Source organism: Lentzea xinjiangensis (assembly GCF_900110955.1).
In the GTDB taxonomy this organism is placed as follows: Bacteria; Actinomycetota; Actinomycetes; order Mycobacteriales; family Pseudonocardiaceae; genus Lentzea; species Lentzea xinjiangensis.
The window spans coordinates 74,800-89,253 of record NZ_FOFR01000012.1; the positions used below are offsets into that span (position 1 = coordinate 74,800).

Consider the following 14,454-nt stretch of genomic DNA (forward strand, 5'->3'; position numbering starts at 1 on the left):
TGTCATGCGGTTCACCACGGTCATGGCCTGGCTCGTCGTGCTGGCGGGGTTCTACTTCGGGATGGGTTACCTGCTCAACGGGGACGGGGCGGCAGCCGGGTTCGGGATCGTCGACCCGGACGGCTACTACGTCGTGAAGGGGGTGCGAGACCTCGCGTACGCGCTGACAGCGCTGATCCTGCTGGTGATGGGCCATCGGAGGGCGCTGGGCTGGGTGGTCTTAGCGGATTCGATCATCCCGATCGGCGACTGCATCGCCGTGATCACGCACGGCGGAACGGTGGGCTACGCGCTCGCGGTGCACGGCTCCGCGGCCGTGCTGGTGCTGCTCACGGCTGCGCTGCTGCTCCGGGAGACAGCGCCCGCACAGCCCCGGCCAGCGCCGGGTCGGTGATCTCGGCGAGCAGCAGCCCGGTCAGCACGTGGAACGCCCGCCGCAGTTCGTCGAGGTCCGTGGACCGCGCGACCGTCCCGGCGAACGCGTCGGCGTCGCGCAGGTCGTCCAGTCCCCGCCCCTGCACGGCGTTGACGCCCTCGGCGAGGCAGCGCAACGACATCACGTGGTCGCGCATCCCGTTGATCATGTAGAGCGCCTGCCACCCCCGGCCGCGCGCGAGAGAAGACCGCGCGTGCAGTGCGTACAGCCAGGCGAGCCCGATGAGCTCGTCGCGGCCGGGCTGGCCGGCCTGCGGCAGCTCGTTGGCCTCGCCGAAGAGCAGCTTGAACGTCGGCCCGGTCGCGCCGAACTCCGCCGCGGGCCAGAAGGCGATGTCCACCTGCAGCGTCGAGCGCATCAGGAAAACCCGGAAGAGGACCGCGCCGCGCCGCACGTCGACGTGGCTGACGGCATCGCACGCGTACATGAGGTCGGTCCAGTCGGCGACCACGGCGTCCATCTCGCGGTCGACCGACAGCGCGAAGTCGATGTCCGACCAGCGGTCCTCCGCGCCCACGGCGGCCGAACCGGTCAACGCCGCCGCGACCACGCGCGGGTCGACCTCGGCGGCGTCGACGAGGTCTTGGCGCAACCGGTTGCGCTCGGAGACGGTGAACACGGGTTCAACCCTATTCGCAGGGTTCGCGGGGTGGTCTCCGCCGGTGCGACGGCGGAGACCAGCCCGCGCGGACTAGCCGAGCGCCACCGCGAAGACGTGCATGTTCACGTCGTCGGGCAGCGTCACGCTCGCGAGCGCCTTGCCTTCCGGCGCCACGTACGCCTTCGTCGCGAAGATGTGCGTCGCGACCTTCTCGTTGCCGCCGCCGAGCTGGTTGCGGTACGGCGTGGCGGCGACGACCACGTTGCCGTAGCTCGGCGTCTGCCCACCGCCGCCGAGCGTCCAGTCGCTGAAGCCGATCTCCACCGACGCCGTGCTGCCGTCCGTGAACGTCACGGTGGCGGCCTTCGCGCGGGCCCCGTTGGCCGCCGACCCGAGGAAGGCGAGGCGGGTCCCGGACAGCGACAGCGTCTGCTTCGCCGCGGTCGCGTTGTCGGGCCTGCCGGGAGGCGACGACGGCCAGGTGAACGTCAGGCCGTCGACGGTGCCGGTGCCACCGGGTGCCAGACCGGCCGTGGCGAGCGCCTCGCGCGAGTAGCTGTACCCGCCGCCGTCGAAGTCGCCCTCCCCGGTGGCGTCGGCCGAGGCGCCGACGTTGTTCACGGCGGCGAGCATGCTGCCCGCCGGCGCGACCTTCACCGTCTGCGGCAGCACCACCGGCTTGGCGGCGCCCTCGACCGTCACCGTGACGGTGAAGTCGTAGAAGCCCTGTGCCGTGCCGGCGTCGGCCGAGATGGTGAACTCCGACGGCACGGCGCCGGTGGTGGGCTCGAACCGGAGCGCCTCCGGACCGGTGATCGTGTACGTCGCCTTCGGGTCGCCGTCGTACAGCTTGACCGCGTTCACCTTCGCCGTCACGGACTTGCCGGGTTCCACCACGAGCTGGCGCGGCTCGACGGTGAGGTAGTACGGCTGGTCGTGCTTGATCGGCTGCTCACCCTCGCGGAACGACGGCGGCGCGTCGGAGGCGCCGGTGCCCCAGGAGGAGGGCGTCTTGCCGAGCACGAAGTCCAGCTTGCCGCCGCGCTCGACGAACGACTCGGGCAGCCACGTCTTCGAGGACGAGCGGCCGTTGACCTTCAGCGACTGCACGTACTTCGTGGCCGTGCCCGCCTGGGGCGCGGTGATCGTGATGTCCTTGCCGCCACCCCGGTTGATCTTCACCGACGTGAACAGCGGGCTGCTCAGCACCAGCTCGGCGCGCGAGGGCACCTGCGGGTAGATGCCCATCGAGGTGAAGACGAACCACGACGACATCGCGCCGAGGTCGTCGTTGCCGGGAATGCCGCCGGGGGCGTTCTTCCACAGCGTGGTGATCGTCTCGCGCAGCGTCTCCTGCGTCTTGGCCGGCTGGCCGGTGTAGTTGTAGAGCCACGGCACGTTCACCGACGGCTCGTTGTCCAGTTCGGACTTCGACCCGCCGTGCCCGGTCAGCGCCCAGCCGCCGTTCTCGTCGTGGAAGAAGTCGTCCAGCCGCTTGGTGGCGCGCTCCTTGCCGCCCAGCGACTCCACGAGCCCGGCGACGTTGTGCGTGACCATCCAGGTGTACTGGGCGCTGCTGCCCTCGACGAACCCGTTGCCGGTGTCCGGGGTGAAGTCCTTGACCCACGTGCCGTCGGCGTTGCGGTTGCGGATGTAGCCGCCGGTGCTGTGCGCGACCGGGTCGAAGTTGTTCTGCCACCACTGCGCGCGCTCGGCGAACGTCCTGGCGGTCTTCCGGTCACCGGTGCGCTCGGCGAGCTGGCTGATCGCGAAGTCCGCCGCGGAGATCTCCAGGGTCTCCGCCGCGCCACCCCAGGCGTTCGACACCGACGGCATGTACCGGTGCTTCAGGTACTTGTCGAGCGACGGCCGCTGGCCGACCGACATGACGGCCCAGCCCTCCTTGCTCAGGTCCAGCGCCGTCGGCACGGTCGCGGCCTTCACCAGCGACTTCAGCGACGACCTGACGTCGTACCCGGTGCCGCCGAACGCCGAGATGGCCGCCAGCGCGATGGGCGCCGGGTCGCCGTTCATGACGTGCGTGCCGCCGTTGTTGTGCGACCAGCGGTCCCAGACGCCGTTGTTCTGGTTGGCCTGGTTGAGCAGCGACTGCGCGATGTCCGACCCGATCTGCGGCTCCAGCAGCGTCACGAGCTGGAGCTGCGAGCGGTAGACGTCCCAGCCGGAGAAGGTGCCGTACTGCGCTTTCTGCCGGCTCCTGTCGATCCGGTGCACCTTGCCGTCGAACCCGGCGTACTCGCCGTTGACGTCGCTGAAGAGGTTGGGGTGCAACAGGGAGTGGTACAGCGCGGTGTAGAACTTGGTCCGCTCGTCATCGGAGCCGCCGCCGACCTCGATGCGCTTGAGCTGCTTCTGCCACGCGATGTACGCGTTGTCGCGCATGTCCTCGATGGACTGGCCCTTGTTCTCCGCCAGGAGGTTCTGCTTGGCGTTGTCCAGGCTCACGTAGGAGATGCCGACCTTGACGCCGACCTGCGAACCGGGCGCGAAGCCGAGGTAGGCGCCGGAACCCTTGCCCAGCACCGGCCAGCCATTCGTCCCGTACGTCGTGCCGCCCTGGGAGCCGGTGCCGCCGGGCGTGACAACGTTGTCCTGGTACGTGCCGACCTCGGTGAAGTCCTGGTCGAACTCCGCCACGAAGTGCAGCGTGTAGTAGCTGCGGCGGCCGGCCTGGTTGATGTAGCCGCAGAAGTTGCCGGAGGTGACGCTGCCGGTGATCGTCCGCTTGTCCTTGTCGATCACGGTCCGCGCGTCGCTGGAACCGACCTGCGACTTGGACGTGTTGATCAGCACCGTCGCCGGCTTGCCGGCGGGGAAGCTGAAGCGCGCCGCGCCGGTGCGCTCGGTGGCGGACAGCTCGGCCTTCGCGCCCGACTTCAGCGTCACGTCGTAGCGGCCGGGCTTGGCCACCTCGTCCGCGTGCGCGAACTCGCTCGCGTAGATCGCGTCCGTGGCGTCGGTGGTGGGGCTGCTCGTCACCGTGCCGACGTGCGGGAAGATCGGGATGTCACCGCTGCCGCCCGCACAGCCCGTGCCGGACATGTGGGTGAGGCTGAAACCGCGGATCTTCGTGGCGTCGTACCGGTACCCGCCGGGGGCCGCGGCGCGCAGGGTGTTGCCGCGCGAGGCCTCGGGGCTGAAGGAGAACATGCCGAACGGCACGACCGCGCCGGGGAAGGTGTTCCCGAGGTTGGTCGTGCCGATGAACGGGTTCACGTGCGCCGCGGGATCCGGCACCACCTGCACCTGGGGCTGAGCGGAGGCAGGGGCCACTCCGAACGTCATGGCCACCGCCACCGCAGCCGTCATGAGGACTCTTCGCTGCATGGTCGCGGACCCTACTTTCCGTGCCTGCCCAACCCCAGAGAGCGACGCGAAGTTGTCGTCAAACGGACAAGCGCTGCTCCATGAAGGCCCGCAACGCGGGCCAATCGGTGTCCTCCGCGACCTCGACCTGGTGGTTTCCCGCGACGAACGCGCCCTCGTCGTCGACGTCGAGGCTGTGGACCTTCGTGCGGAGCGTGCCGGGCAGAATCGCCTCGGCCACCGCGACCGCGTCGTGGACGTAGATGCCGGTGTTCTCGGACCGGTTGCTCAGGTACGCCCGGTAGGTGCCGGTGAGGTTGCTGAGCACCGGGTCGACCCTGGCGAGGAACTCGGTGTCGGCGATGCACCGGTGCGTGAGGTTGAGCGGCACGACGATCGGCTTGGCCTCGCGGACGACCGTCCGCGCGGCCTCCGGGTCGCTCCAGAAGTTGTACTCGGCCCGCTCGGTCGTGTTGCCGAGCCCGAGCCCGCCGCCCATGACGATCAGCCGTTCGAACCGGACGCCGGACTCCAGGGCCTCGGCGATGTTGGTGAGGGGCCCGATGGCGACGACCGTGGTGTCCTCGGTGACCGTGTCCGCGAGGAACGCGAGCGCGGTCCTGTGGTCCAGCCTGTCGTTCTCCGGCAACGTGAGCGCCTGCCCGCCGAGCCCGTCCTCGCCGTGCACGTCACCGGCCCGGCCAGGCCCCTCGGCGCCCTTCGCGACGGGCACGTCCACGCGCCCGAGGTGCGCGAGCAGCCGCTGGGCGTTGCGGGTGGTGAGGTCGAGCGCGACGTTGCCGAACACCGTGGTGAGACCGACGAGGTCCACCTCGGGACTGCGGGCCGCGAGCGCGATGGCGAACGCGTCGTCCACGCCGGGGTCGGTGTCGATGATGAGCCTGTGAGCCATGCGCCCAGGGTGCCTCAGGCCCGGCCACCCCGGTGACCGGCCCGTGCGCTGACGGATCAGCGGGTCCCGGACTCCATCGAGCGTAATTCCCGTCTTCGTGGCCCTTTGACGGCCTGGACGATCGATAAACAATGCTGGACGCACCGTTATGGATTGTGTGCCCGGCGACGGGAAAGATGGGTGTCCAGCTCCTGGTGGGAATCGCCGGGTGTGAGAAACCTGCTCATGGGTGAATTGACGCGAGGAGTGAAGAGGCGGATGCGATACCGATTTCTCGGAAGGTCGGGGCTGCGGGTGTCGGAACTGTCGCTCGGGACGGGGAATTTCGGCACGGGCTGGGGGCACGGCGCGTCGGCGCCCGAGGCTCGGGCGATGTACGACCTCTACCGCGAAGCGGGAGGGAACTTCATCGACACCGCTTCCAACTACCAGTCGGGCGAGGCGGAGGAGTACCTCGCGGACCTCATCTCCGCGGATCGCGAGGACGTGGTCCTGGCGACGAAGTACACGATGGGGACTTCGGCGGACAGCGGCCTCCAGCTGACCGGGAACAGCCGGAAAGCGATGGTCCAGTCCCTGGAGCAGAGCCTGCGCCGGCTGGGCACCGACCGGGTGGACGTGTTCTGGGCCCACGTCGCCGACACCTCCACGCCCATTGAGGAAATACTGCGATCGTTCGACGACCTGACGCGCGCCGGTAAAATCCTTTACGCCGGTCTCTCCAATTTCCCCGCATGGCGGGTGGCGACGGGAATGACCCTGGCGCGGCAGCGGGATTGGGCCCCTCTCGTGGCGATTCAGGCGGAATACAGCCTCGTCGAGCGCGGCGCCGACCGGGAGCTGATGCCGATGGCGGACGCGTTCGGCCTGGGCGTCCTCGGGTACTCGCCTCTCGGCGGTGGCCTTCTGACGGGCAAGTACCGGCGAGGCGGTACCGGGCGCGCGCAGAGTTCGATCAGCCAGTTCCTGCACGCGGAAGACGACCTCGCCAAGACGAACGTCCTGGATGCCGTCGAGAGCGTCGCCGAGGACCTCGGCACGACGCCGGACCGCGTGGCGATCAGGTGGTCGATGTCGAAGGGGGTGATCCCCATCGTCGGACCGAGGAACGTGGAGCAGCTCACCTCCAACCTCGCGGCCGCCGAGCTGGACCTCTCGCCGCGTCAGCTGGAGCTGCTGGACGAGGTGAGCGCGCCGCGGTTGGGATACCCGCACGGGTTGTGGTCGGAGGATGAGCGGGTGGAGAAGAACCGGTTCGTCCAGCCGTGAGGGGTGTTCATCGGACTCGCCGGGGCCTTCCTGCTCAGCGGCGACCGGATCGCGGTAGCGGAAACCAGCAGGTCAGGGCCAGGGTGCGTCGATCGCGCCGTCGGTCGAAAGCTAAAGTGCCCGCATGACTTCGATGTGGGGTGCTCCGGTGTGGACCCGGTGGCGCAGGTCGCGCCGCGACCCGGCCCAGGCGCGCTTCCTCACCCTGGCCTCCCTGCGCTGGGTCCTGCGCCACCGCGCCTACACCCCCTGGTACCTGGTCCGGTACTGGCGGCTGCTGAAGTTCCGCCTGCTCAACCCCCACGTGGTGCTGCGCGGCATGGTGTTCTTCGGCAAGCGCGTCGACGTCATGGCCCGGCCCGGCTACGGCCGGCTGGAGATCGGGCGCTGGGTGCACATCGGTGACGGCAACGCCATCCGGTGCCACGAGGGGTCGCTGCGCATCGGCGACAAGGTCGTGTTCGGCAAGGACAACACGGTCAACTGCTACCTCGACATCGAGATCGGCGCGTCCAGCCTCGTGGCCGACTGGGTCTACATCTGCGACTTCGACCACAGGACCGAGGACATCACCCTGCCGATCAAGGACCAGGGCATCGTGAAGTCGCCGGTGCGCATCGGCCCGGACTGCTGGCTCGGCGCCAAGGTGACGGTGCTGCGCGGCACCCGCGTCGGGCGCGGGTGCGTGCTCGGGGCGCACGCGGTGGTGCGCGGGGACGTGCCGGACTTCAAGATCGCGGTGGGCGCGCCGGCCAGGGTGGTGCGCGACCGGCGCGCCGACTACGAGGCGGATGCCCAGCGGCGGGCGGACATCGCGGACATGGCCCGCAAGGCCAAGGAGGCCTTGGCCAGGCGGGCCGAGGACGCTTCGGCCTGAAGCCGTTGTGCCGCGGGCGGATCCGGAGCACGGACGACTCGCGCGAGTGCTGATCGGCGCGAGGTGCGGTCGTCAGCCGGCGACCGGCGGGCGCAGGGACAGCGGCGCGAGCTCAGGGCGCTTCGGCCTGAACCCGTCCCCCGGCTGCCGCCCGATCAGCCTGTTGCGCGACCGCGAGTAGGCCACCGGCAACACCTGGTCGCGGAGCCACCGCAGGTGGTCGGCCACCGAGGCGGGCGCGGCCGATCCCTCCAGCGGCGTGAGCCAGGAGGCGTCGAACGGGATCTCCAGCGCCGACAGCAGGTGCCCGGCCAGTCGCCGATGCCCCAACGACGACAGGTGCAGGCGGTCCGGCCCGAAGTAGCGCGAGTCGTGCACGCACTCGTCGTCCGCCACGTCGACCAGGACCGCGCCGTAGCGGGACGCGGCGAGGCGCACGGCGTCGTTCAGAGCCGTGATCCGCGGTCGCAAGCGCCACCCGAATGGCATGCGGTGGGAGATGTCGCTCAACGTGAAGACGGCGACGGTGGGCGCGAAGGACGTCACCGCGCGCACGAGTTCGTCCACTCGGCGCGCGATCACGGCCGAGGAGGCCCCGGACATCACGTCGTTGCCGCCGCCGAAGATCACCACCAGGTCGGGCTCCAGCGCCGCGGCCGACGGGACCTGCTCCACCAGCATCTGGTCGAGGCGACGGCCGCGCACGCCCAGGTTGGCGTAGCGGAAGCCCGGCGCGTCGAGCACGGACGCGACCCGGTCGGCCCAGCCGCGGTACCGGCCGTCGGGGAGCAGGTCGTCCAGGCCCTCGGTGCAGCTGTCCCCGAGTGCCACGAAGCGTTGGTATGTCATTCAGTCCTCGGTCACCTCTTGTTAACGGGACCGGCGACTGTAACCGACTCAGGTGAACAGGTTGCCCGTGGCGATCTTGGGGCGGCCGAGGACGCGTGGTTCGCGCACGACGGCGGCGGCGTAGACCCCGGCCGTGTCCGCGGCGATCGTGGCCCAGTCGAAGTCGGAGGCCAGCCGGGCCTTGGCGGCGCGTGCCCGAGCCGCGGCCGACGCGGGATCGGACAGCACGTCGCGCACGGCGCGGGCGAGTCCGTCCACGTCACCGGGGGCGAACGACAGGCCGGTCACCCCGTCCAGGACCACCTCGCCCAGCCCGCCCGCGGTCGACGCCACCAGCGGTGTGCCGGCGGCGGCGGCTTCCAGGGCCACGATGCCGAACGGCTCGTAGCGCGACGGCAGCACGACCGCGTCCGCGGCTGTGAGCAACGCCGCCAAGGACCTGTCGGAGAGATGTCCGACGAACTCCACGGCCCGCAGCACGCGGTGCTTGCGCGCCTGGTCCCGCAGCCACTCGGTCTGCGAACCGCCACCGGCCACGACCACGCGCGTGCCGCGGTGGAAGCGGCGGATCCTGGGCAGGGCCGCGATCAGGTCCTGGATGCCCTTCTCCCACTCGATGCGGCCGAAGAACAGCAGCAACGGGTCGCCGTGCGGCGAGTGGGCGCGCCGGGCGGCGCCGACGTCCTTCGCCCTCACCTTCCAGCCGCCGGGCTCGATGCCGTTGTGCAGGACGGAGACCAGGTCGGTGTCCACGTCGAACAGGTGCGCCACCTCGCGCCGCATCGCCGACGAGCACGTGATCAGCGAGTCCGCGCGGTTGGCCAGCCACCACTCCACCGAGTGCACCTGCTGGTTCAGCGGGTGCGACAGCCAGCCGGAGTGCCGGCCGGCCTCGGTCGCGTGGATCGTCGCCACCAGCGGCACGCCGAAGGCCTCGGCCAGGGCCACGGCCGGGTGCGTGACCAGCCAGTCGTGCGCGTGCACGACGTCCGGGCGCCACGGCGCCAGCGCCAGGCCCGCGCGCGTCATCGCGTGGCCCATCGCGAGCGTCCACGCCACCAGGTCCTTCTCGAACACCAGGTGCGCGGGGTCCTCGGCGACGCGGATCAGCCGCACGCCCTCGGTCACCAGGTCGGACGTCGGGTGCGTGACCGCGTCGGTGCCGGACGGCTGCCGGCACAGCACGACGACCTCGTGCCCCTGCGCGGCCAGCTGTGTCGCGAGCGCGTGGACGTGCCTGCCCAGGCCGCCGACCACCACCGGCGGGTACTCCCACGACAACATCAGCACGCGCATCCCGTTACCTCATTCCTCGCGCGTCGAGCTGCCCGAACGGGCCGTCCACCGCGCGGAGCTCCGCCGCCCTCGCCCGTCCGCGACCGCCGCGCGCCAGCGCCGCGAGCTCGCTGAAGCGGTCGCTGTGAATCTTCGCGCGGTAGCGGGCGTAGTCGGCGGCCGAGTCCTTGGTGACCATGAAGGCCCAGTCGCTCGACAGCGCCAGCAGCGCCTCGCGCACCGCCTGGTCGAGCACCGGGTCGCGCACGTCGGACGAGAAGTCCAGGCCCAGCAGCTCCTGCTGCACCGAGGAGTTCAGCGAGACGATGTCCGACACCTGCGCGCCGTCCCAGACCCGCCAGTCCTTGCCGCTGCCCCACGACGACGCGGGCAGCTCGACCGGCGCGCCCACGTGCCCGGCCTCGACCGCGCCGCGCAACGTCGTCACGCGCACGCCCGCCTCCGGCAACGCGCGCAGCACGCCCTCCAGCCACAACGGACCCTCGTGCCACCAATGCCCGTACAGCTCGGTGTCGTAGGCCGCCACGACCAGGCCGCCGTCGATCGCTCGCAACCGGCGCACGACCGTGTCGACGAAGTCGGCCACGTGCCGATCGACCGCTTCACGCGCGAGCAACGGGTCGTACGGCCGCTTGTCCTCGGGCGCGACGTGCTTGCCGGTCACCCGCGACGGCTTGAGGCCCGTCGGGTGGTCGTAGGTGTGAAAATCCCGGTACGCGGCATCGCCCGGATAGCCCACCTTCGGCGACCAGACGCGGTACGAGACCTCCAGGTCGCGGCCGAACGCCAGCACGTCCGACGATCCGACGGGGTGCGCGGACGAGGTGTCGCCGCGCAGCGCGGGCCCGTCGACCAGGAACCGCCGCACGCCCGCCGCCGCGTAGCCCTCCTCCATGCCGGGCGAGTAACCGCACTCCGGCGCCCAGATCCCCTCCGGCGCCCGGCCGATCCGCAGCGCGGTGTCGTCCAGGCCGGTCCGCAGCGCGAACGACCGCACCCGCGGGTCCAGCAGCGGCTGGAACGGGTGCGTGGCGGGCCCGCCCAGCAGCTCGATCGTCGAGGAGTCCACAAGGGACCGGAGAAGGGGCGAGAACCCGTGCCGCCACTGGCTTTCGAACCGGTCGAGCGCCCACGCGGACGCGCGGTGCTCGTACGCCGACAGCTCCGGCAGGCGTTGCCCGGCGTGGTGCGAGCGCAGGTGCCAGTTGCCCAGCCAGTCGTGCGCGCCCCGCAGGCAGTACGGGTCGTCGAGCTGCGCGGCGAGCACCGGCGTGACGCCGAGCGTCAGGACGTCCGAGCGGCCCTCGTCGGCGAACCGGCGCAGCATGTCCACCACGGGCAGGTACGAGTGCGCCCACGCCTGGTAGAGCCACTCCTCGCCGACGGGCCACGCGCCGTGGTGCGCGAGCCAGGGCAGGTGGCTGTGCAGGACCAGGCAGAACGTCCCCTCGGAGGCCTTCGCGGTCACGTCCGCACCGCCACGGCCACGAGGTCGAGGCACGTGTCCATGTCGTGCGGCGTGATGTCGAAGTCCTGCACCGTCACCGACTCCACCGCCTCCTTCAGCTCGGCGGGCCACGGCGCGCCGGACAGGGCGACCTCGACCTGTGCGTCGATGATCTGTCCGTTGAGGAGCGTGTCAAGTCTCCTGCCGTGGCGCAGCCCTGTCAGTTCGTCAACGCGGAAACCTGCCGCGCTCAGCATCTCGTCCAGTTCGGACGGTGCGAGCTCCCTGGTGTGGAACGGGTTCAGCGGCGTGTCCTGACCCGGCGAGAACGTCAACCGGTTCGGTGTGGTCACGATGAGCGTGCCGCCGGGGCGCAGCACCCGCCGGCACTCGGCGAGAAAGCCCTCCTGGTCCCACAGGTGCTCGATGACCTGCAGGTTCGCCACGACGTCCACACCGGCGTCCCGCACCGGCAGCGCCGCGAGGTTCCCGCGCAGCACGTCCAGCCGCGGGTACGCGCGGGCGACGTGCCGCGCCGTCAGCTCGTCGTAGTCGAGCGCGACGACCCGGCGCGCGACCGTGCGGATGAGCTGCGCGCCGTAGCCCTCGCCGCAGCCCGCCTCCAGCACGACGGCGTCCGCGCAACGGCCGACGAGGTGCAGATACGCCGCCTCGTGGCGGCGGAACCAGTAGTTCTCCTCGGCGATGCCGGGCACCGTGCGTTCGCCGGTCAGGGGGAGGGTCACGCCCGCCAGGTTACTTCTCAGTAGTGACGATCAGAACGGCGAGACCGTCACGGCCAGCGCGCCGGGACCGACGTTCGCGCCGATCGCCGCGCTGACCTGCGTCAGGACGATGTCGCGGGCGTGCGGGATCCGCTTCTGCAGCAGCAGGAGGAGTTCGCGGCCCTCCTTCTCGGCGGCGAAGTGCTCCACCGCCAAGTCCACGTCACGTCCATAAGCGAGCGCCACGGCCTTGTCGACCAGTTTCGACAGTGCTCTCTCGCGGCCGACCACCTTGCCGAACGGCTCCACCTCGCCGTTGACGACTGTGAGCAGTGGTTTGACCGACAGCGCGTCGCCGAACAGCTTCGCCGCCGCGCTGACCCGGCCGGCCTGGCGCAGGTAGTGCAGCGTGTCGACGTAGATGAGCACGCGGGCGTCGCGGCCCCGACGCTCGGCGACGCTGCGCGCGTGCTGGACGTTGCCGCCCGTCTGCACGATCCGCGCGGCCGCGAGAGCGGCGAAGCCCAGCGTCATGCCCGACGAGTGCGAGTCGACGATGAACACCGGCACGCGCGACTTGGCGGCGGCGGCCTTCGCCGCGTCCGTCGCGGGGGAGAGCGTCGGCGTCACGTGCACCGACACGATCGTCTCCGCCCCTTTGGCCCACGCGTCCTGGTAGGCCCAGAAGAACGCGTCCGGCGCCGGCGGCTGGGTCGTGATCGGGATCTGCGCCTCCAGCGCCTGCAGCAGGCGGTCCGTCGGCACGTGCGCCTCGTCGATCAGCTCCGTTCCGATCTTGAGCTGCATCGGCACGGTGATGATGTTGAACCGCTCCACCAGACGGGCCGGGAGCGACGCGGTCGAGTCGGTGACGACGGCTACTCGTGAGGGCACGAACGATGAGGTTAACGGAGGGTGATCGCACTTACCACCAAAGATCGAAGGCGAATCGTGATCTCAGCTCGCGCGGTCGCTTTCCGTGCATGGCGGGTGCGCGGGGTGACCTCGGCGATTAAGACGGGCGGCTTGACACATTCGGGTGACTGACCGGCTCGGAAGTTTGATCTACGGTTGTCTTGTTGCCGCAGGAAACCCGCGTTATTCCACGTGTCAGGTGTACTCGCGCCGTCCGCTGTCAGCGCTGGTTGGGCCCACCGTCCGTGGTTAAGCTCGCTCAATCTTCGGCCTGGTTGAGCGAGTAGGTGACCATGGGTGCAAAAGAGCGGGAACTGGTTCCGCTGCACACCGCTTTCGACGTTGTCTACCGCGGTTTTCACCGGCGCCAGGTCATCGACCACATCGAGAATCTCGAGGAGCAGCTGCGCTTCACGAGTCTCGACCGCACCGAGGCGCTGGCGCAGGCCGCCGATTTGCGCGAGCTGCTGGAAAAGACGCGCCGGGACCTCGAAGAGGCGCGCGCCAGGGTCGAACGCCTGGAGTCGGCCTCCGGCTCGCACGTGGGCGCCACCGAACGGATGCACCGCATGCTCCGCCTCGCCGAGGAGGAGGCCGCCGAGCTGCACCTGAGGGCCGGGCAGGAGTGCGCCGACCTGCGCGCCCGGACCGAGGCGGAGGTGGCCGGCCTGCGGGCCGACGCCGAACGTGAGGCGGCGGCGATGCGCGCCGAGGCCGAGGCCGAGGTCCTCGCCGCGCGCCAGGAGTGCGCCGCCCGCACCGCGGCCGTGGAGCGCCGCGAGGTGGAGGCGGACCGCCGCTGCGCCGATCTCGAGGCCCAGCACCGCCAGCGCGCCGACGAGGTCGAGCGCGAGTGCGCGGAAGCCGTCGCCCAGGCCCAGGCCGACGCGGACGGGTTGCTGCGCGAGACGGCCCTGCGGTGCAACTCGCTGGAGGCCGACTCCGACCGCAGGCGCGAGGAGGCCCAGCAGGTCTTCGAGCTCACCGCGGCCAGGCGTCGAGACGAGGCCGAGCAGCACCTGCGGGAGCAGGAGGCCCTGGCGAAGGCCCGCGCCGGGTTCGTGGTGAGGATGGCGTGCCGCGAGGCCGACCGGCGGCTGGCCGAGGTGGCCGAACGCTCCGACGAACTGCGCGAGCTCCGCCGGGCCGTCCACTCCCAGCTCGCCGCCGCGCGCTCGGCGCTGGCCGCGGCCGCCGACCGCGTGGCACCGCCGATGATCCCGGAGCGGGTGGCCGCGTCATGAGGCGCTGGGTGCCGTTGACCGCCGGGGCGCTGGTGGTGCCCGCGTCGGTGACGGCGTTCGGGTTCGCCGTCCACGGCGAGGAGCTGACGCGGGCGCTGTCGCCCACGCCCGCCGAGCCGGTGCGTTCCGGCCCCGTCCCGGTGGCGGACTTCGTGGCGCCGTTGCGGATGGAACCCGCCGCGGCGCCGCCGGTGCCCGCGGCGGTGGCCCAGCAGGCGGTGCGCGAGGTGTTCGCGAAGCACTCGGTCAAGGGCATCACGTTCGCGCCGGGCACCTCGTTGCTGGTGGGACGCGGCGAGGACGTGCGGCGCAGCCTCGCGGTCGTCCTGCGCGACGTCATCGGCTCGGTCACGCTCGTGTCGCACGCGTGGAACGGTGAGACGGCGTCGCACCGCTGCGACCTGCTCGCGATGGAGAGGGCCGGCCTGGTGCGGCAGTACCTGGCCGAGCAGGGGGTGGACAGCGTCATCACCACCCAGGTGGTCGTGGACCCCGTCTGGGGCCCACCTTCGGACGGCGGACCTCAGGTCGACGTCCTCGTCGGATAGGCAGGAG

13 protein-coding genes are annotated in these 14,454 nt (G+C 70.9%); 5 read left to right on the forward strand and 8 right to left on the reverse strand.

The window, feature by feature from the left end; genetic code table 11:
• Positions 1–4: 4 nt before the first annotated feature.
• Positions 5–394: a DUF4267 domain-containing protein gene (locus BMW88_RS24440; protein WP_089954332.1), complete on the forward strand. Its 390-nt coding sequence runs from the start codon at positions 5–7 to the stop codon at positions 392–394.
• Here the strand turns inward: BMW88_RS24440 and BMW88_RS24445 are convergent.
• The 3 genes from BMW88_RS24445 to BMW88_RS24455 all read right to left on the reverse strand — a co-directional run bounded on the left by BMW88_RS24445 (position 330) and on the right by BMW88_RS24455 (position 5,277).
• Positions 330–1,055, reverse strand: a complete 726-nt coding sequence (locus BMW88_RS24445; protein ID WP_089954334.1) for a nucleotidyltransferase family protein — start codon at positions 1,053–1,055, stop codon at positions 330–332. The two genes, BMW88_RS24440 and BMW88_RS24445, sit on opposite strands and share 65 nt — an antisense overlap.
• A gap of 72 nt (positions 1,056–1,127) precedes the next feature.
• The gene (locus tag BMW88_RS24450; protein WP_218148195.1) at positions 1,128–4,385 is read right to left on the reverse strand and encodes a GH92 family glycosyl hydrolase; all 3,258 of its coding nucleotides are present in this window, start codon (positions 4,383–4,385) and stop codon (positions 1,128–1,130) included.
• A gap of 58 nt (positions 4,386–4,443) precedes the next feature.
• Positions 4,444–5,277: a nucleoside hydrolase gene (locus BMW88_RS24455; protein ID WP_089954339.1), complete on the reverse strand. Its 834-nt coding sequence runs from the start codon at positions 5,275–5,277 to the stop codon at positions 4,444–4,446.
• A gap of 294 nt (positions 5,278–5,571) precedes the next feature.
• Between BMW88_RS24455 and BMW88_RS24460 the strand changes: the two genes are divergently transcribed.
• Entirely contained in the window at positions 5,572–6,546 is a 975-nt protein-coding gene (locus tag BMW88_RS24460) for an aldo/keto reductase (RefSeq protein WP_245778022.1), read from the forward strand.
• 124 nt (positions 6,547–6,670) lie between these two features.
• A complete protein-coding gene (locus tag BMW88_RS24465) occupies positions 6,671–7,423 on the forward strand; it encodes an acyltransferase (protein WP_089954345.1) in 753 nt (250 codons plus the stop codon).
• A 72-nt stretch (positions 7,424–7,495) separates the two neighbouring features.
• Here BMW88_RS24465 and BMW88_RS24470 read toward each other — a convergent pair whose 3' ends face one another.
• From BMW88_RS24470 to BMW88_RS24490, 5 genes are read right to left on the reverse strand one after another with little or no spacing between them, the layout of a single operon-like run.
• Entirely contained in the window at positions 7,496–8,272 is a 777-nt protein-coding gene (locus tag BMW88_RS24470; RefSeq protein WP_089954347.1) for an SGNH/GDSL hydrolase family protein, read from the reverse strand.
• Between the two features lie 48 nt (positions 8,273–8,320).
• Positions 8,321–9,568, reverse strand: coding sequence for a glycosyltransferase family 4 protein (locus tag BMW88_RS24475; RefSeq protein WP_089954349.1), 1,248 nt, complete (start codon positions 9,566–9,568; stop codon positions 8,321–8,323).
• A gap of 4 nt (positions 9,569–9,572) precedes the next feature.
• Entirely contained in the window at positions 9,573–11,036 is a 1,464-nt protein-coding gene (locus BMW88_RS24480; protein WP_089954352.1) for a 1,4-alpha-glucan branching protein domain-containing protein, read from the reverse strand.
• Positions 11,033–11,761, reverse strand: coding sequence for a class I SAM-dependent methyltransferase (locus tag BMW88_RS24485; protein ID WP_245778023.1), 729 nt, complete (start codon positions 11,759–11,761; stop codon positions 11,033–11,035). Before BMW88_RS24485 ends, BMW88_RS24480 begins: the two co-directional genes overlap by 4 nt.
• A gap of 30 nt (positions 11,762–11,791) precedes the next feature.
• Positions 11,792–12,634, reverse strand: coding sequence for a DegV family protein (locus BMW88_RS24490; protein WP_089954354.1), 843 nt, complete (start codon positions 12,632–12,634; stop codon positions 11,792–11,794).
• Positions 12,635–12,948: 314 nt separating this feature from the next.
• Between BMW88_RS24490 and BMW88_RS24495 the strand changes: the two genes are divergently transcribed.
• Together BMW88_RS24495 and BMW88_RS24500 are read left to right on the forward strand one after the other, a co-directional pair.
• A complete protein-coding gene (locus tag BMW88_RS24495; protein WP_089954357.1) occupies positions 12,949–13,899 on the forward strand; it encodes a coiled-coil domain-containing protein in 951 nt (316 codons plus the stop codon).
• Positions 13,896–14,447 (forward strand): hypothetical protein, encoded by a 552-nt coding sequence (locus BMW88_RS24500; RefSeq protein ID WP_089954360.1) that lies wholly within the window; start codon positions 13,896–13,898, stop codon positions 14,445–14,447. The genes BMW88_RS24495 and BMW88_RS24500 overlap by 4 nt, the downstream gene beginning before the upstream one ends.
• The last annotated feature ends 7 nt before the right edge of the window (positions 14,448–14,454 follow it).

Excerpts from the sequence above, each read along its gene's own strand:
- BMW88_RS24440 (WP_089954332.1), top strand. The coding sequence starts at position 5 with ATGCGGTTCACCACGGTCATGGCCTGGCTCGTCGTGCTGGCGGGGTTC.
- BMW88_RS24450 (WP_218148195.1), bottom strand. The coding sequence starts at position 4,385 with ATGCAGCGAAGAGTCCTCATGACGGCTGCGGTGGCGGTGGCCATGACG.
- BMW88_RS24455 (WP_089954339.1), bottom strand. The coding sequence starts at position 5,277 with ATGGCTCACAGGCTCATCATCGACACCGACCCCGGCGTGGACGACGCG.
- BMW88_RS24465 (WP_089954345.1), top strand. The coding sequence starts at position 6,671 with ATGACTTCGATGTGGGGTGCTCCGGTGTGGACCCGGTGGCGCAGGTCG.
- BMW88_RS24470 (WP_089954347.1), bottom strand. The coding sequence starts at position 8,272 with ATGACATACCAACGCTTCGTGGCACTCGGGGACAGCTGCACCGAGGGC.
- BMW88_RS24475 (WP_089954349.1), bottom strand. The coding sequence starts at position 9,568 with ATGCGCGTGCTGATGTTGTCGTGGGAGTACCCGCCGGTGGTGGTCGGC.
- BMW88_RS24495 (WP_089954357.1), top strand. The coding sequence starts at position 12,949 with ATGGGTGCAAAAGAGCGGGAACTGGTTCCGCTGCACACCGCTTTCGAC.
- BMW88_RS24500 (WP_089954360.1), top strand. The coding sequence starts at position 13,896 with ATGAGGCGCTGGGTGCCGTTGACCGCCGGGGCGCTGGTGGTGCCCGCG.